At 42.3% G+C, this 18,325-nt stretch carries 16 protein-coding genes; 5 read left to right on the top strand and 11 right to left on the bottom strand.

Annotated elements, in window-relative coordinates:
• Nucleotides 1-517 precede the first annotated feature (517 nt).
• Nucleotides 518-1,720: an acetate kinase gene (gene ackA / locus AC4IFT_RS04680; protein WP_219247197.1), complete on the top strand. Its 1,203-nt coding sequence runs from the start codon at nt 518-520 to the stop codon at nt 1,718-1,720.
• Nucleotides 1,721-1,791: 71 nt separating this feature from the next.
• The gene (gene pta / locus AC4IFT_RS04675; protein ID WP_490731368.1) at nt 1,792-3,936 is read left to right on the top strand and encodes a phosphate acetyltransferase; all 2,145 of its coding nucleotides are present in this window, start codon (nt 1,792-1,794) and stop codon (nt 3,934-3,936) included.
• 50 nt (nt 3,937-3,986) lie between these two features.
• On the opposite strand, the gene AC4IFT_RS04670 is transcribed toward pta, so the two are convergent.
• Entirely contained in the window at nt 3,987-4,883 is an 897-nt protein-coding gene (locus AC4IFT_RS04670; protein WP_490731370.1) for a LysR family transcriptional regulator, read from the bottom strand.
• A 103-nt stretch (nt 4,884-4,986) separates the two neighbouring features.
• Here AC4IFT_RS04670 and AC4IFT_RS04665 point away from each other — a divergent pair, with 103 nt between their 5' ends.
• Nucleotides 4,987-5,457, top strand: a complete 471-nt coding sequence (locus AC4IFT_RS04665; RefSeq protein ID WP_273839196.1) for a DMT family transporter — start codon at nt 4,987-4,989, stop codon at nt 5,455-5,457.
• 58 nt (nt 5,458-5,515) lie between these two features.
• Here AC4IFT_RS04665 and AC4IFT_RS04660 read toward each other — a convergent pair whose 3' ends face one another.
• From AC4IFT_RS04660 to yfcD, 4 genes are all read right to left on the bottom strand, one after another.
• Complete coding sequence (locus AC4IFT_RS04660) at nt 5,516-6,958, bottom strand: sodium:solute symporter family protein (RefSeq protein ID WP_490750727.1); 1,443 nt, start codon at nt 6,956-6,958, stop codon at nt 5,516-5,518.
• The gene (locus AC4IFT_RS04655) at nt 6,955-7,152 is read right to left on the bottom strand and encodes a DUF3311 domain-containing protein (protein WP_219247190.1); all 198 of its coding nucleotides are present in this window, start codon (nt 7,150-7,152) and stop codon (nt 6,955-6,957) included. Before AC4IFT_RS04655 ends, AC4IFT_RS04660 begins: the two co-directional genes overlap by 4 nt.
• Nucleotides 7,153-7,170: 18 nt before the next feature.
• The gene (locus AC4IFT_RS04650; protein ID WP_490750726.1) at nt 7,171-8,406 is read right to left on the bottom strand and encodes a M24 family metallopeptidase; all 1,236 of its coding nucleotides are present in this window, start codon (nt 8,404-8,406) and stop codon (nt 7,171-7,173) included.
• Nucleotides 8,407-8,643: 237 nt separating this feature from the next.
• Nucleotides 8,644-9,186, bottom strand: coding sequence for an NUDIX hydrolase YfcD (gene yfcD / locus AC4IFT_RS04645; RefSeq protein WP_490731378.1), 543 nt, complete (start codon nt 9,184-9,186; stop codon nt 8,644-8,646).
• Between the two features lie 424 nt (nt 9,187-9,610).
• Between yfcD and AC4IFT_RS04640 the strand changes: the two genes are divergently transcribed.
• Nucleotides 9,611-10,519, top strand: a complete 909-nt coding sequence (locus AC4IFT_RS04640) for a TIGR01777 family oxidoreductase (protein WP_490750725.1) — start codon at nt 9,611-9,613, stop codon at nt 10,517-10,519.
• 212 nt (nt 10,520-10,731) lie between these two features.
• On the top strand, nt 10,732-12,261 hold the full coding sequence (locus AC4IFT_RS04635) for a YopT-type cysteine protease domain-containing protein (protein ID WP_490750724.1): 1,530 nt from the start codon (nt 10,732-10,734) through the stop codon (nt 12,259-12,261).
• A 13-nt stretch (nt 12,262-12,274) separates the two neighbouring features.
• Here AC4IFT_RS04635 and AC4IFT_RS04630 read toward each other — a convergent pair whose 3' ends face one another.
• The 6 genes from AC4IFT_RS04630 to accD form a co-directional block, all read right to left on the bottom strand.
• Complete coding sequence (locus AC4IFT_RS04630; protein WP_353243179.1) at nt 12,275-12,847, bottom strand: UbiX family flavin prenyltransferase; 573 nt, start codon at nt 12,845-12,847, stop codon at nt 12,275-12,277.
• A gap of 308 nt (nt 12,848-13,155) precedes the next feature.
• Nucleotides 13,156-14,673 (bottom strand): amidophosphoribosyltransferase, encoded by a 1,518-nt coding sequence (gene purF / locus AC4IFT_RS04625; RefSeq protein WP_490731386.1) that lies wholly within the window; start codon nt 14,671-14,673, stop codon nt 13,156-13,158.
• A 14-nt stretch (nt 14,674-14,687) separates the two neighbouring features.
• Nucleotides 14,688-15,191, bottom strand: coding sequence for a colicin V production protein (gene cvpA / locus AC4IFT_RS04620; RefSeq protein WP_206082374.1), 504 nt, complete (start codon nt 15,189-15,191; stop codon nt 14,688-14,690).
• Nucleotides 15,192-15,369: 178 nt separating this feature from the next.
• Nucleotides 15,370-16,017, bottom strand: coding sequence for a cell division protein DedD (dedD, locus tag AC4IFT_RS04615; protein ID WP_490731387.1), 648 nt, complete (start codon nt 16,015-16,017; stop codon nt 15,370-15,372).
• A 5-nt stretch (nt 16,018-16,022) separates the two neighbouring features.
• Nucleotides 16,023-17,312 (bottom strand): bifunctional tetrahydrofolate synthase/dihydrofolate synthase, encoded by a 1,290-nt coding sequence (gene folC, locus AC4IFT_RS04610; RefSeq protein WP_490750723.1) that lies wholly within the window; start codon nt 17,310-17,312, stop codon nt 16,023-16,025.
• Nucleotides 17,302-18,273: an acetyl-CoA carboxylase, carboxyltransferase subunit beta gene (gene accD, locus AC4IFT_RS04605; protein WP_490731389.1), complete on the bottom strand. Its 972-nt coding sequence runs from the start codon at nt 18,271-18,273 to the stop codon at nt 17,302-17,304. Before accD ends, folC begins: the two co-directional genes overlap by 11 nt.
• Between the last annotated feature and the right edge of the window lie 52 nt (nt 18,274-18,325).

The raw sequence follows: 18,325 nt of genomic DNA, 5'->3' as shown, positions 1-18,325 counted from the left end.
GTTAAACAAATTATTTACTGAATTTACCTTAAATTAAGCGACCTTAATGAAAATCAGCTATTCTGATAAATATCTAACTTCGTGCTATAACTACACTTTATATGACACTTATGATTTTAATCAATCAAACGACCTATTTTTAAAAAAAACGTATAAAATATAAAATATTTTTAGTAGAATCTGCCACATTTAGAATTGCTGTTGAATTTGTTACTTTATCGCTTTATCCATCTTTTTAATAAAAAGATAGACAACAGTTATATATTGGGGTTTTGGTCGTTATTTCAACACCAGATGCGAAGTTTTCTTTTATATAGCACTTTGCACAAAAGAATAACGATAGCGTTATAAAACCCTTGAAGATTACCAAGATCTTTAACTTTTTCGCCTTTAACATGATATCAATCATGATGTTTCAGGTCATAAATACGCTAGGCTCTAGCGAACCATATTTTTAATCTGAGTCTTTTCATGTTTTTAAAAGGCTTCACAACAACAATTAACGATAGGTATTTCCATGTCAAGTAAGCTGGTACTGGTTCTAAACTGCGGTAGCTCCTCGCTGAAGTTCGCCATCATTGATCCAACTAACGGTGACGAATTTTTATCCGGTTTAGCTGAGTGTTTCAACCTCCCTGAAGCCCGTATTAAATGGAAAATGGATGGTGCTAAAAAGGAAGCTCCTTTAGGTGCTGGTGCGGCGCATAGCGAAGCATTGAATTTCATTGTCAACACCATTCTTGCTGAAAAACCTGAGTTGTCAGCGCAAATTACATCGATCGGTCACCGTATTGTTCACGGCGGCGAGAAATTCACCTCTTCTGTTTTAATCACTGACGAAGTGATTGAAGGCATTGAAGCGGCAATCCCATTTGCTCCACTGCATAACCCTGCTCACCTAATTGGTATTGAAGAGGCAAGAAAATCGTTCCCTCATCTGATCAATAAAAACGTGGCTGTATTTGACACTGCGTTCCATCAGACAATGCCACAAGAAGCCTATCTGTATGCCCTGCCATACGAACTCTATTCAGAACATAGTATCCGTCGTTACGGCGCACACGGCACAAGCCATTACTATGTTTCTCGTGAAGCGGCGAAAAAACTCAACAAACCTGTTGAAGAATTAAACGTTATCACTTGCCATTTAGGTAACGGCGGTTCTGTCACTGCGATTGTCAACGGTAAATGTGTTGATACCTCTATGGGCTTAACTCCATTAGAAGGTTTAGTCATGGGAACGCGCAGTGGCGATATCGACCCTGCAATTATTTTCCATTTACATGACTCTTTAGGCATGAGCGTTGATCAAATCAACAAAATGCTGACCAAAGAATCTGGACTATTAGGCTTAACAGGCGTAACAAGTGATTGTCGCTATGTTGAAGACAACTATGGCACAAAAGAAGATGCAACGCGTGCAATGGATGTTTTCTGCCACCGTTTAGCTAAATATGTTGGCGCATACAGTGCACTGATGGAAGGCCGTCTTGATGCTATCATCTTCACAGGCGGTATTGGTGAAAACTCAGCACAAGTTCGTGAAATTACCCTGAAGAAACTGGCTATTCTTGGTTTCGAATATGACCACGAACGTAACTTAGCGGCACGCTTCGGTAAAGAAGGTTTAATCACAACCGATAATAGCCGCCCAGCAATGGTTATCGCAACCAATGAAGAGTTGGTTATCGCTCAAGATACTGCGCGTTTAACCGCATAAGAAACATCTACCGCCAGCAAATGCTGGCGGTATCGTTTTGTCATTAGAGTAACCGAAATAAAGAGGTTCCCGTGTCCCGTACAATTATGTTAATACCTACCGGCACCAGCGTTGGCTTAACTAGCGTTAGCCTAGGTGTCGTTCGCTCAATGGAACAAAAAGGTGTTCAATTAAGCGTATTCAAACCTATCGCACAGCCCCGCATCTCTGGCAATAAAGACCAAACTACTGAAGTCCTGCGTTCCCATTCAAGTATCACCACCATTGTTGAACCACTGACGATGGAATATGTTGAATCACTGCTGACCTCATCTAAAAAAGATGTGTTAATGGAAGAGATTGTGGCTCGCTACCACGATCACACCAAAAATGCAGAAGTGATTTTAATCGAAGGCTTGGTGCCCACGCGTAAACACTCTTTTGCTCAGTCATTAAACTATGAAATTGCCAAAACATTAGGCGCGGAAATTGTTTTTGTCACTGCGACAGGCAATAGCTCAATTACACAAATGCAAGAGCGTTTAGAGCTAGTTCGTAATGAATTTGGTGGCCAACGTAATAAGAATATTATCGGCGTTATCATTAATAAGGTGAATGCACCTGTTGATGAACAAGGCCGTACTCGCCCTGACCTGTCTGAAATCTTTGACGATTCAACGAAAGCGACAGTGGCTAACCTCGACCCGAAACAGCTTTCTGCACTGAACCTGCCAGTGCTAGCATCCATTCCGTGGAACTTCGATTTAATCGCGACGCGTGCAATCGACATGGCAAAACACTTGGGTGCAGAGATTGTTAACGAAGGTGAGATCAAAACACGTCGTGTTAAATCTGTCACTTTCTGTGCACGTAGCATCCCACATATGCTTGAGCACTTCCGCCCAGGTTCACTGTTAGTGACTTCAGCAGACCGCCCTGACGTGCTGGTTTCTGCATCATTAGCTGCGATGAATGGCGTTGAAATTGGTGCGGTTCTGTTAACGGGTGGCTACAACATCGATGCGCCAATTCGTCAATTATGCGAACAAGCATTCGAAACAGGCTTGCCTGTCTTCATGGTGAAAAGCAACACATGGCAAACTTCCCTGAACCTGCAAAGTTTCAGCTTAGAAGTGCCAGCAGATGACCATGAGCGTATCGAAAAAATTCAAAACTATGTGGCTCGCCATATTAGTAGCGACTGGATTGAATCCTTAGTGGCTGACTCTGAGCGTCCAAACCGTTTATCTCCGCCAGCGTTCCGTTATCAATTAACTGAATTAGCACGTAAAGCAGGTAAACGTATCGTTCTGCCTGAAGGTGATGAACCTCGTACCGTTAAAGCCGCCTCTATCTGTGCTGAGCGTGGGATCGCAACATGCGTTCTGTTAGGTAACCCTGACGATATCCGTCGTGTTGCCGCTGCACAAGGCATTGAATTAGGCACGGGTATTGAAATCGTTGACCCAATTAAAGTCCGCGAAGAATACGTTGCACGCCTTGTTGAACTGCGTAAGAGCAAAGGTATGACCGAAGTTGTTGCTCGTGAACAACTGGAAGACAACGTAGTTTTGGGCACATTAATGCTCGAAAAAGGTGAAGTTGATGGCTTAGTTTCAGGTGCAGTGCATACCACCGCGAATACCATCCGCCCACCGCTCCAGTTGATCAAAACGGCGCCGGGTAGCTCATTGGTTTCTTCTGTGTTCTTTATGCTGTTACCTGAGCAAGTCTTTGTTTATGGCGACTGTGCAATCAATCCAGACCCAACAGCAGAGCAATTATCTGAAATCGCTATTCAATCTGCGGATTCTGCAAAAGCCTTTGGTATCGACCCACGTGTTGCAATGATTTCATACTCAACTGGTGATTCAGGCGCAGGTAGTGATGTTGAAAAAGTGCGTGAAGCAACCCGTTTAGCGCAAGAAAAACGCCCAGACCTGATGATTGATGGTCCATTGCAGTACGATGCGGCGGTAATGGCTGATGTGGCGAAATCGAAAGCGCCTAACTCCCCAGTTGCCGGTAAAGCAACCGTGTTTATCTTCCCAGACCTGAACACGGGTAACACCACCTATAAAGCAGTACAACGTTCCGCTGACCTCGTGTCAATCGGCCCAATGCTGCAAGGTATGCGCAAACCAGTCAATGACTTGTCTCGTGGGGCATTAGTTGACGATATCGTTTATACCGTTGCGTTAACTGCAATCCAAGCGGTACAGAACGAAAACGCGTAATTCATTTATTATTGCGGTAAATGCCAGCCAGCATCATTGGCTGGCATTTTTTATTGTGCGAATAAATTAATGATAGTTTCTCTTAACCAATTCAGTGCGTTATCCGTATCACTGCGTTCATGCCAAATCATTTGAAAATCCAATGGTGCAATCTCAACGGGTGGCTCAAATATCACACAATGTTGATTCATCTCTGGCGGAAAACCTCTTTGTGCCGCTGTTAAGATAAGGTCAGTACCTGCAATAAGTTGTGGTGCAACTTGCCAATAAGGTACTGTCACTGCCACACGTCTTTGCTGATTTAACCGTTTTAGCTGCGCATCAACTTCGTTGGTGTCAAACGGTTTCATACTCACAGCAATATGAGGGTGTGACAACCATTCGTCCAACGTCATTGTTCCCGCTGGGCAAATTGACTTATCGGCCAGACTCACCATTTTATCTTGGAAAATCGATTGGGCACGAAGCGTGTTATCAAGTGAATTAAAGACCCCAAACGCCAGATCTAAACTTCCTTCTAATAACTTATTTTGCATTTCTTCTCGACTACAATGCCAAATGTTTAAATCGACATCAGGTGCTTGCTCGCGCAGAAAACGCGTCAATGGTTGAGCAATAATGGCTGCACCATAATCAGACAATGCAAGATTAAACCGTTGATGGCACAAAGCAGGTTGAAAATTTTGTTGAGCAATCAAGTAGTCTAATTGCTCCAGTGCTTTCAGTAACGGTGTATATAGTGATTCCGCTTTACTGGTTAATTGGTATTGCCCATTCTGCCGTACCAACAGAGGGTCTTGAAATAGCTCACGCAGCTGATTCAGTGAGTGGCTAACCGCAGGCTGACTTTTATGAAGGGCTTGTGCCGCACGGCTGACATGGCGTTCCCTCAATAAAATTAGCAAGGTAACTAATTGATTTAAATCTAATCTTCTTAAGTTATTCATTTGGCGAATAGTACCTTATAAAATTGTTCATTTCCCAATTAATGCCCTGCTCGTTAATCTTATCTTAAATCAATAATGATCCCCTGTTAACACTGAGGTTGGTATGTCTACACTTTCATTATCTGGAATACTTTTAGCATTAGTGGCGCTGTTTGCTGGGGTCGTTGTCCCTATCCAAGCAGCAAGCAATGCAGTATTAGCCCGCCACTTAGGCCATCCACTTTGGGCCAGTGCCGTTTCACTGGTGATCAGCATTATTGTCCTGATCCCATTACTCTTTGTTTTTAAGGTCCCAAAACCTAATTTTAGCGCGGAATTGTTTCATCAGCCCCTTTGGATTTGGTTTGGGGGAATTGCGGGTATGCTTTACCTCACTTCTGCTCTTATTTTAGTGCCAAAAATTGGTAGCACGACCTTCTTTGTGATGGTGATTGCAGGTCAATTAATGATTTCAGCTTTGATAGAGCACTTTGGGTGGTTTGGTATGCCACAAAACCCAATTCCACTCGGAAAGATACTGGGCATCGGTTTAGTGGTGACAGGCGTGTTCTGTGTTCAAATGGCACGTAAATAAGACTCACAAAAATACCCGCAAAAATCGCGGGCATTTTATTTAATGGAATATCCCAATATTATTTTTTTCGAGTCAATAACGAAACAACCACCGCAACAATAATATTCAGAATAAATGCAGCAATACCAATATTCATAAAGCTTAAGCCTTCCCCTAACCATGGGAAGAGTTGTGCTAACGATATTTTTTCAATATAGGTGACAGCAAGGAATAATACCCCCGCTGCAATACCACAAATCGCACCCGCGGATGTCATTGGATTATGCTGTTTGAAACTCATCAATAACGCAGGGAAAAATTGCGCTACAATATTCACGCCAAGCAACATAATTGCCACTAACGTGTCATTACTGTGGAAAATAAAATACAAGCTCACCAAGGCAACTAACGGCACCATATAGCGCGCGTACACACCAGACTGGCGTTTTTCTTCACTCACACCTACCGCTTTTTGTACCACGCCCGCTAACATATTTGAGGTGGTTAACAACAACATAGAACCGGGTACTAACGCCGTTAACATCCCTGCTGCACCGATAAAGCCAACCACTACAGGTGAAAAGGTTTCTTTCGAAATTTCAAACAGTGATAAATCCACCGCAGAGCCTTCAAGGTGTGGAATTTGTAATATCGCCGCATAACCAACAAAAAAGGCAAATAGCATAATCAAGCTGTACGCCGGAATTAAAATACTATTTCGCTTGAGGGACTTTTCATCTTTTGCCGTAAATACCGCTGCCATATAATGAGGCCAACAGAAATACGCCACAACAGATAGGAATATTGTGGAAATATACCACGGAATATTCAGCCCTGTTTTTGGGAAGGTTAAGAAGCTTGGCATGGCGGTATCAATCGCTTTAAACATATCACCAAAGCTACCGTAATAATGCAGCGGAATATAAATCCCAATAAACACCACGACAATTAAGATCATTAAATCTTTCAGAGCGGATGTCCAAGCTGACCCATGAATACCTGAAATCATCACAAACAACGTGACTGCGATAATTCCAATCCAAATGGCCATATCCGCAGGAATAGCCCCATAGGAGGCTTGTGAAACAATAATACCAAGGCCTTTCAGTTGGAGAACAAATAATGGTACCATCGCCGCAATGGAAATTAAGCTAATTAATAGCCCGAGCCCTTGGCTGTTATATTTCTTAGTAAATAATTCAGAAATAGTTCTGACATCATTATCTTTTGCAAACCGCCAAACACGCGGATGCACCCAGTACAAAAAGATCCCCATAAAGGCATTAACCGCTAGGGTATAGAGGATAGCTGGCCCTTTACCGTATGCCCAGCCGCTGCCCCCAAGGAATGTAAAGGTCGTATAAATTTCCCCTGCACTGAGTAGGAAAACGAGTAGCGCTCCATAGCTTCGCCCACCTACAGACCATCCTTCGTGGTCCATCGTTTTTCCTTTTTTGGCTCTGATTGCCAAATAAACACTGAAAAGGAAAAAAACGGCAATAATAATTAATGCGGAGCTCATGACGTTTCCTTAAGGTTTTTACTGTCTAACACATTAATTAATAACATAACGAGTGCTGTCACAATCACCCATGCCACTATCCAAAACATTAAGAAAGGCAGCCCCATGACAAAGGGTTCGACCTCATTGGCATAATAGATCCCGACGGTTAACGCCAAAATCGGGAAAATAACGAGGTAGTGATACCATCTCATAAAAAGTCCTTATTTTTATTATTTGAGAGAAACCAATTCACGAGGCAAATGACTTAACATTTCAACACCATCCTCTGTAATCAGTAACATATCTTCAATCATAATACCGCCCACACCAATACCGTAATACGGCGTTTCCAAGCTCATGACCATGCCTGCACGGAACACCTCAGTGGTTGCTGCACTAACAAAAGGCGCTTCTTCTAAACCAACAAATACGCCGTCACCGTGCCCCAAATGACCACGGTTATAGTGTGGTAAACCTGATGAACGAATTAATGCCATCGTTTCATTAAATACATCGCTTAACGCCACACCGGGTGCAATACGGCTTAGCATATATTGATGGCCTTTTAATATAGTTTGGTAAATCCCGTTAACTTTGTCATTCGGTTTACCCACCACAAAAGTACGTGCGATATCAGCACCGTATCCCGCCACATCCACACCGCAATCAAACTTAATTAAGTTCCCTTCTTTTGCTGGCACATTGTCTGGCAACATTTTGGGGGAAAAATCACTTCCCACTGAAATTAAATGAAAACGACTGTAATTGGTTTCAGGAAAAGACATGACTTTGGCTTTAAAAGCGGCGGTCAGTTCTGCTGATGTACAACCAACACGAATCAGTTGGCTAGCGGCTTCAATGCCTGCCTCAGTAATTTGGGCTGATTTTCGCAGATGATTGATTTCCCATTCACTTTTGATCATGCGTAATTCATTAAAAAGCGGCGAAGAATCAACCAGATTCAGTTCTGGAATGACTTTATCTAACCAATTTTTACCCGTGTAGGTAATTTGGTTAAGCTCAATCGCGACAGGCTTGCCATACACACCCGCCTCAGATAAAGCGTCTTTTAATAAGTTAAAAATGGTTTCAATTGGGCTATTGATCGGCCTTGCTTTTACCACTTTACCGTTATCTGGGTTATAAGGGTCGTCAACATCCACCCAAATTGGGAAGATTTTAATCTGTGCGTTTGGCATTTCCAAGCTTAAGTTTGCCGCTTCAAACTCATTCATGATCACCAGTGATTTTACTGTGGGATCACGGAAGATCACGGCAATGGCAGAACCTGTTTGCCTGAAGGTGTACATAAAGAAACTCGCAAAACCTGTTAAGTGATAAAAATTATCCCCAACCGTTGCAATTAGCGCTTCAATCCCCTCACGCGCCATAATTTCACGCGCTTTATTTGTAACATTTTCAAGGTGTTGTTGTTTTAAAAGTGACTCTGCTTTTTGAATTGTCATTGTTATTTTCTCAATCCGTCGTTCTGTATCGCTAAATAATTTCACAATATGACAAGCGAAATAATAAGTTCGCTTATTATATCGAGAGTTGAAATGAATACATCGTGTAAGGTGCAAGTTGGATATAACTAATAGTTATATATTAGTCAAAAATTAACCTTGCTAGAGATTTGAATTTTGGTGAAAAAATTAAAAGGACTACAAAAAATAGTCCTTTTACGATTTAAATCTGAGTGATTATGAGTTTTCAGCACAAGTGATGGCTTTTTCTGACTCATTGTTACGCGTCAGCCATAACGAAAGTGCTTTTAGTGAATCAGGGGTGAATTCATCACAACGAGCGCTGATTTCTTTTGGGGTTAACCAACTCACCTCTGCCACTTCAGACTCTTGCAGTGCAAATGGGCCATGACTAACACAGCTAAATAACCCACCCCACACGCGGCAATGCGCATCTTCGAAATAAAAATGGCCATGCTCTGCAAATGGTACGCCAGCAATCCCCAGCTCTTCTTCCGCTTCACGTTTTGCGGAGTCCAGAATATTTTCACCTTGGGTAACAACACCACCGGCGGTGGCATCGAGAAAGCCGGGGTGAAAATCTTTAATGTCAGTACGTCGTTGAACTAAGATTTTCCCCATTCCATCATGCACAACAATATACGTCGCACGATGCCGTAAATTTTCAGCGCGCATTTGGCTGCGGGTTGCCTGAGCGATAACGCTGTTATCCTCATCGACAATATCGACCCATTCAACGACTTCGGTTTGTTGTTCCATCCTGTAAACCTTTTATAATTAAGCTAAAATAGCTTATGTCATAGATTGATTGCCACGACATGTCAGACAATACAACGGGCTTTAACTCGCACTTAGTCGTCGATCCTAGCCCAATTTTCACTTGGTTGCTATCACAAATAAACACTTCTTATCACATTGCTCATAGAGCTTTTGTCTTTTTTGCGATAACGTAGGCAAATCACACAATTTGTGCTCACAGGTGCTATAGTTAAATCATAAAACCTATGGAAACATTGTATTAGCGTGATGACTTGATCTTAATGAGATAGTCGCTAGGCAACTAGGGCAGACAACAACGCTGCGGCTTGAAATATGACGGGGATGAGGAGCATACATAAGTATGTGACTTAAGGTATTGAGCGCAGGCAACAACGCTGCGGTTTGAAATATGACGGGGATGGCAATGAAAATACTCATAACAGGCGGCACAGGGCTCATCGGCACCCCTCTGGTTCAAAAATTAATCGCCCTCGATCATCAGGTCACTGTATTAAGCCGTTCGCCACAAAAAGTGTATAGCCACTTTTGTAAGGCCGTTGAATGTTGGACGACGTTAAATGATGTCAATAATCTCAATGGCTTTGATGCCGTTATTAACTTAGCGGGCGAACCCATTGCTGAAAAACGCTGGAGTGACGAGCAAAAAAAACGCCTTTGTGATAGCCGTTGGAAAATCACCCAGCGACTCGCTGAACTCATTACCGCTAGCGAAACACCGCCTTCCGTTTTTTTATCGGGCTCTGCCGTAGGCTACTATGGTGACCAAGGTCAAGTTGTTGTCACTGAAGACGAACAACCCCACGACGAGTTTACCCATCAACTCGCTCAACACTGGGAAGCCCTTGCCGTAAATGCTGCGTCCGACAAAACACGTGTGTGTTTATTACGCACAGGCCTTGTTTTATCCCCCAATGGCGGTGTATTAGGTAAAATTCTGCCTATTTTTAAAATGGGTGCTGGTGGCCCAATTGGTCATGGTAAACAATATATGCCATGGATACATATCAACGATATGGTCAACGCGATTTACTTTTTACTGACGACTCCAACACTTTCAGGCCCTTTCAATATGACTGCGCCTTACCCTGTGCATAATGACCAGTTCACGGCTATTTTAGGGGATGTACTCAACCGCCCTTCTTTTGTCCGCACGCCTGCGTTTGTCATCAAAACTATTTTAGGTGAATCCGCCGCTTTAGTATTAGGTGGGCAGCAAGCTATACCTAAACGCCTAGAAGAAGCCGGGTTTGAATTCGAATTTATCGAATTGAAAATTGCATTAGAAGACTTATTGGTTGCCAAAGAAAACTAATCCCTTTTAACGCTCCTAGTATACTCATATCTTTACTATCTCGAGATAGACATGACGAGATGATGGCTACACATTCCTATACAGGTGCTTTATGCAAATCATGTACATTTATATCCATTGCATATAGTAAATACAAAATCATTGAGATTTGAAAGATACAAATAGAAAACATAAGTATGGTATCTATTCATTAGATAATTAAGGATACCATCATGCCCGACAAAATAACTTCATTAAATAAAACACCCTTTACCCAATCAAAATTTTTAAATTTTTTAGAAACAGATGGCTCTAAATTTTTCAAGGAAAACATACTGGGTATTGCAAATTCAAAAGAACCTTTCTTTGGCTTTTGTTATGGCACATCTGTCAAATTCTTACATTATAGTGATATAGGTTTAGAGCAAAACTTTATCAATACTTACAACGGATACCTAGATAACATTGCCGCTAACAACGCGATGTTGCAAAAAAAACGCAGTGATTTAGCGATGACATCTGTTTCAGACTATAAAAAGCACGCAGAAAAAAAACGCCTAGTTAAACAAGGAAATAAACTACTTAAGGAAATATTTGATATACAAAAACTACGATGTAACTCAGCATACAATTATAATTTATCACTACATATCCCATTATCCTCTGCCACCCTCGAAGAAAAAAATTTTTTGAAATTGATAGACCTAGCCTTAAATGAAAACCTTGAGCAATGTAAAGGTAAAGACGATAGAATGCTAAAAATAACTATGGCATCATTAATTCCTGACAATAGTAAGTGTGCAAAAGAAATATACTCATTGAATTCAAGTGAAATTTCAAGACCAGATACTGAAATACAAAAAGAAGCATCCGACATTATTGAACCCATCATTAATAAAAAAATAAATCAAACAAAAATTAATAACCTATTAGATTTAATGCTAATTTTCACAAACGAAAAAATAGAAAAAAGCTGGCTAGATACAAATAAGCAACAAAACTTAACCACCAGTATAAAAATGCAAGATGAATATGAAGAAATGACAAAATTAAATGATTTTATGGATATAATTAGAGCATGTGAAGATGAAAACCAAAATTATATATTCTTAAGTCAAAGTCACGCTTGCGCAATTAATATCAAGAAAAACAATGAAAGTGAAACCTATCAATTTTTTGACCCCAACGAAGGTATTTATCAATCTCATGACGTCGATGAGTTCACTTCTTTTCTAAAAAGTTTTATGGCTAAACATGAGGAATATGAATTTATAAAAGATAGCGATTCTAATTATCAAATTTCATTTGTTAAACTTAATAGAATAGATACAATTTCAAATAAGCATAAAGAAACAAAAGTTTTTGATAGCAATTTAAAAACAAACAAATTACTGGCATTAGATAACTTTGAGGCCGTATTCAAAAGAAAATCATTCAAAAATTTGATACCAAAAAATAAAACCTATCGCATTGTACACCGTCATTTTGACAAGAAAAATCACCTCGTCACATTAGCGTTTCATTACACTAAATCAAAGAATGATATGCAAAAGACCATCTACTCGTCGAACATTGCAACCCCGATCCTTCATCAAGTTATACAAAATAACCTAGCGCTATTGAAAAAAACGGATGATGACATTTTCATTGATAAAAAAGGCCATATTTACCCTGTCGAACCCAATATTTCTATGGGTAATTTTGATCTTAATACTGACCCTAGTGTTATATTTGGCTCAAAAACACTTAATAACCAAGTATAAATATTGTCTTAATTTATTTAGCCCCTTGCCAGCGATTAAATAAATCCTGCTCAAGTTCAATATCAAATTGGTCTAAAACGCGGTTCACTGTTTGGTTAACAATGTCTTGGATAGTTTGCGGTTGATGGTAAAACGCTGGCATGGGTGGCATAATTACCGCCCCCATTTCAGCCGCTTGCACCATTAATTTCAAATGCCCAACATGCAATGGCGTTTCACGTACTCCAAGGACTAATTTCTTGCCTTCTTTAAGTACGACATCCGCCGCTCTTGTCACTAAGGTGTCGGTATAGCTATGAACAATACCAGAAAGGGTTTTCATGGTACAAGGCATAATCACCATGCCGGCGGTACGAAACGAACCTGATGAAATGGCCGCTGCAATATCGCGGCTATCGTAGTTGTGGTCTGCAAGTTGCTGTACGTCTTTCACGCTGTATTGGGTTTCTAGTGCTAATGTTTGGCGGGCAGCGGCGCTCATCACTAAATGGGTTTCAACCTGTTCGACAGGTTTCAGTACCTCAAGCAACCTGACGCCATAAATCGCCCCACTCGCTCCAGTTAACCCAATAATCAGTTTTTTCATTTCTCTGCCCAATCCACGGTAATTTCTGAAGATTATATACTAAATTACGTGCGGTTGTTGGTGCCTATCCGAATAATCAATATTTTGGGGATGTGAGATTGCCAAGGATAATTCATGTTGTAGTGACTATAGAACGAATGAATTTTCTAGATAGTTTAATTGGTACAAATATTACTTAACGAATACCTTAAATTATTCATGTTGTAGGTAGGCGGCAAACAAACGAGACCCTAGGAGCGTAGATAACTACGTGACTAGGGCGAATTTGTGAAGCCAACACACCTACAACTTGAAGAATGATAGGTATTTTAGCCTTCGTTGTAGATTTCCAAATCCTCGACTTCACTCTTATCTTTCAACTTCAGCTCGTCGTCTTTACGTAAGTTTTCCAGATAATCTAAATAACTTTGGTCAATGTCTTTGGTGACATAAATGCCATCAAATACAGAACATTCGAACTCAGTAATTTCTGGGTTTTCCTCACGAACAGCATCAACTAGGTCGGATAAATCTTGGAAAATTAACCCATCTGCGCCAATTAATTTACGAATTTCATCCACTTCACGGCCATGAGCAATCAGCTCGTTGGCATTTGGCATATCAATACCATACACGTTCGGGAAGCGAACTTCCGGCGCTGCTGAGGCAAAATAGACGTTCTTAGCACCCGCTTCACGCGCTAATTCAACAATTTGCTCAGACGTTGTGCCGCGGACAATAGAATCATCGATTAATAACACATTCTTGTCGCGAAACTCTGCGCGGTTAGCATTCAGTTTACGACGTACCGATTTACGGCGCTCTTGTTGACCCGGCATGATAAACGTACGGCCGACATAACGGTTTTTAACAAAACCTTGGCGGTAGGGTTTATTCAAGATATGAGCGATTTCTAAGGCAATATCGCAAGAGGTTTCTGGGATTGGGATCACTACATCGATGTTGAGATCTTCCCACTCACGCGCAATTTTCGCGCCGAGTTTTTGGCCCATACGTAACCTTGCGTTATACACCGACACTTTGTCGATAAAGGAATCTTGGCGAGCAAAATAGACGTATTCAAAAATACATGGTGTCAATTGTGGGTTGTCAGAGCATTGGCGTGTGAATAATTGGCCTTTCTCTGTGACATATACCGCTTCGCCCGGAGCGACATCACGTAAAAATTCAAAACCGAGCGTATCGAGCGCGACACTTTCAGAGGCAACCATATACTCATGTTCGCCATTTTCGGTGATACGGCGGCCTAATACTAACGGGCGAATACCGTGAGGGTCGCGAAACGCTAACATGCCATGGCCGATAATCAGGGCGACACAAGCGTAGGCGCCACGCAGCTTTTTGTGCATCGCGGCGACTGCGCTAAAAACGTTGTCTGGTTCAAGAGGGAAATGGTCAAATCTATCCAGTTCATACGCCAGCACGTTAAGCAAAATCTCAGAATCCGACGTCGTATTAACATGGCGACGCGCGGTTTCAAACAAACTGCGTGTGAGTTCGTGTGCGTTTGTCAGATTACCATTATGAGCAAGCGTGATACCAAATGGTGAGTTCACGTAAAAAGGCTGCGCTTCTGAAGCACTGGAACTGCCTGCGGTTGGGTAACGAACATGCCCTAACCCCATGCAACCTTGTAACCGAAGCATATGGCGCGTTTCAAACACATCTTTCACAAGGCCATTCGCTTTACGTAAACGAATATTATTTTTGCCATCAATAGTGGCAATACCTGCTGCATCTTGCCCACGGTGCTGGAGCACTGTTAAAGCATCATAAATTGATTGGTTAACTGGTGTAACACCAGCGATCCCGACAATACCGCACATTTGGTCTTTCCTCATCAGCCAGACGGAGAGATGTTCTCCGGTAGGAAACTTGACGCATTTTGCAGGTAGTCAAAAAACCACCTGATAATATGACTGAACTGTGGAATAAACTCTGAACGCTGCCAATCCTCACTTTGAGGAAGCGGTGTAAAGGTATCGAGAAAGAACAACAAAGCCGATACAATCAACACACCACGCAGAGCACCGAAGCAAATCCCCAGAACACGATCAGTGCCTGATAAACCCGTTTTTTGCACTAAAGAGCTAATCACATAGTTCACCACCGCGCCTACAATTAATGTGGCAATAAATAATGCGGCGATGGCGATGCCGTTTCGCACCAGTACATCCTCAAAGCGGGTAAAGTAGTCCGCTAAATAAGGGTAAAATGTACTTGCGACAAAAAAAGCACAGCCCCATGTCACCAGTGATAGTGCCTCACGAACAAAACCACGGATCAAGCTAACCAGTGCCGAGAAGCCAATAATGGCGATAATTGCGTAATCTATCCAGACCATATTTCATCCAAAATTTGCACTCACGACATCAGCGAAGTGCATTCTAACAGAAAACGAAAACGTTTGCGTAACCATTTTTCTATCTATTTACAAAAAATAGCGGCGAAAAGAAAAAATCATAATCGCCGCAGTAAGTTACTAAATCCCCTTACCTTTTAGGGATTATTGTGTCTATTTATTAGGGTTTAAATGTTTGAATTATCCCTTTTGTCCCAGTAATCGCGTTAAGTTCAGGAAGAGCAGCTTCTAGCTTTTGTCTAGATGCCTCAGGCCCGACATAAATACGCGTAAGTTTATTGTTCACGGGCTTAGCTGGAACGGTATACACTTGGTAACCCGATAACCGTAACTTCGCCACAATCTCCTCAACCTTGTTCGCATTGTTCAATGCAATGACTTGAACCACAAACGCTTTGCCTTGCGGCTCAGGTTTTACCTCTGGTTTCGGTTCGGGCTTAGGTTCTGGTTTCGGCTGTGGTTTTGGTTCCGGCTTAGGCTCTGGTTTAGGTTCTGGCTTCGGCTCAGGTTTTATTGGCTCGACTGTCGCAGGGACATTTGCCGCCACTTGTTCATTTTGCTGCTGGGTAATCGCCTCTGATAGCATGGCCTCAGAAGCCCCTTCCGAAGAAGCACTCGCACTATTATGTGCTAATGGTGCAATCGCTTCGATATCTTCTTCGTCACCCGGTTTCGGGATAATAGGAATGGCCGCAAATTCATTTTCATTATATTTCTTATCGCCATCAAGAAGCGCAGGAAGTACGATGACCCCTGCCGCAACCAGAACAATGACGCCAGCAAGACGATTTTGAAATTTACTAGCCACCAGCACTATCCTTTTTGGTTTTCTAATAACATCATGACATGAGCGACGGTGTGAAATGACCCACAAACCACAATCACGTCTTGTTCTTGCGCATCAACACAGGCTTGCTGCCACGCTTTTTCAACACTATCAAACACATTGGCTTTAGCGATATGCTGGCTCAATTGAGCCACATCTGCCCCTCTAAATTCAGTTAATGGGGCTAGATACCAATCCGTCACTTCCTGCGATAAACACTCAAGAGTGCCTTTAATGTCTTTATCGCCAAGCATTCCAACAACTGCACGAATACGGCGACCTTCAACCGCAGGTAAGCCAGCTAATTTACTGACTAAATACCCTGCCGCATGGGGGTTATGCGCCACATCCAAAATCATTAATGGCTTCTCGCCAATAATTTGGAAACGCCCCGGCAATTGAGCTGATTTTAAACCTTGGACAATAGCGGTATCCGTGACTTTTTTAGCAATATCTGCATCAATTTGCAGTAAGCAGCTAATCACACCTAATGCTGTTGCTGCATTTGCCAGCGGCACATTCGGTAATGGCAGATTATGCCACTCACGTTGCGAACTTTGCCAAGACCAACTCGCTGCTTGTTCGCTATATTGCCAATCGACGCCACGGCGGAACAGTATCGTGCCAATTTTATCGGCATATTGCCCAATCGACTCTGGCATATCAGGCTCGCCCACCACGCCATAATGACCTTGACGGAAAATACCCGCTTTTTCATGACCGATATGTTCACGATCAGAACCCAGCCAATCGGTATGATCGAGCGCAATGCTGGTAATGGCTGCAATATCTGCATCCACCACGTTGGTGGCATCTAAACGCCCACCTAAGCCCACCTCTAAGATAACGATATCCAGTTTAGCTTGCTTAAATAATTGTAGTGCAGCCAACGTGCCATATTCAAAGTAAGTGAGCGAAATATTTTCACGCTGCGCTTCAATGGTGGCAAACGCTTCACAGAAATCAGACTCGGAAAGTTCTTTCCCTTGAATACGCACACGTTCAGTGTAGCGCACTAAATGCGGAGAACTGTAAACACCCACTTTTAACCCCGCTGCCATCAAAATTGATTCCAGCGTATGGCAGGTGGTGCCTTTTCCATTGGTGCCTGTGACGGTGATAACTCTAGGAGCAGGTTGCGTCAGGTTCATGTGCCGAGCAACTTGGCCGACTCGTTCCAACCCCATGTCGATATTTTGGCTATGCAGGTCAGTGAGATAAGAAAGCCAAGCCTCCAAAGGAGACTTGGCTGTAGGAATGATTAGATTACTCATCATTTTTTTTATGCTTTGCAGAATCCTTTTCTGGTTCTTCGGCATTGATCTCATCAATGGCATTTAGGTCGATTTCTACCGTTTCTGCCACAATGATTGGCGTTTCAGTGAAACTTGGTTTGTTGGTTAACATCGCCAAAATTTCAGCCAGACGATCACGCATTTCAGGGCGACGAACGATCATGTCGATGGCGCCTTTTTCCAGTAAGAATTCACTGCGTTGGAAGCCTTGTGGCAGCTTTTCACGTACAGTTTGTTCGATAACACGCGGACCTGCGAAGCCGATCAGCGCTTTCGGTTCTGCCACGTTGATATCACCTAACATGGCTAAACTTGCTGAAACACCGCCCATGGTTGGGTCAGTTAACACAGAAATGTATGGTAAACCGCGCTCTTGCATTTTTGCTAAAGCAGCACTGGTTTTCGCCATTTGCATCAATGATAACAACGCTTCTTGCATACGTGCACCGCCGCTTGACGAGAAACACACCAGCGGACAGTTATCTTCCAGCGCTTGCTCTACCGCACGGACAAAACGCGCACCCACGACGGAGGCCATTGAGCCACCCATAAAAGCAAATTCAAACGCAGCAGCGACGACAGGCATCCCTTTTAAGGTTCCTTTCATCACGATCATTGCATCTTTTTCGCCAGTTTCTTTCTGTGCTGCGGTAATGCGGTCTTTGTATTTTTTTGAATCTTTGAACTTGAGAATATCTTTTGGCTCAAGTTCGCTACCGAGTTCTGTCGTAGAATTTTCATCAAGGAAAGTTTCTAAGCGCTGACGGGCATGGATACGCATATGGTGGTCACATTTTGGACACACAGATAAATTGCGTTCTAATTCAGCACCGTATAAAACTTGTCCACAGCTATCGCATTTAGTCCAAACCCCTTCTGGGATGTTGGCTTTGTGAGATTGGGTCAAGTTACCTTTCTTTAAAATTTTTTCAATCCAGCTCATTAATGGACCTTTTTGTCTGATTCACTCTGGTTATCACCAGTATGTAATTTTT

It is taken from the genome of Providencia sp. UF-183, from assembly GCF_058246155.1.
This window is presented reverse-complemented; position numbering and strand designations above follow the sequence as displayed.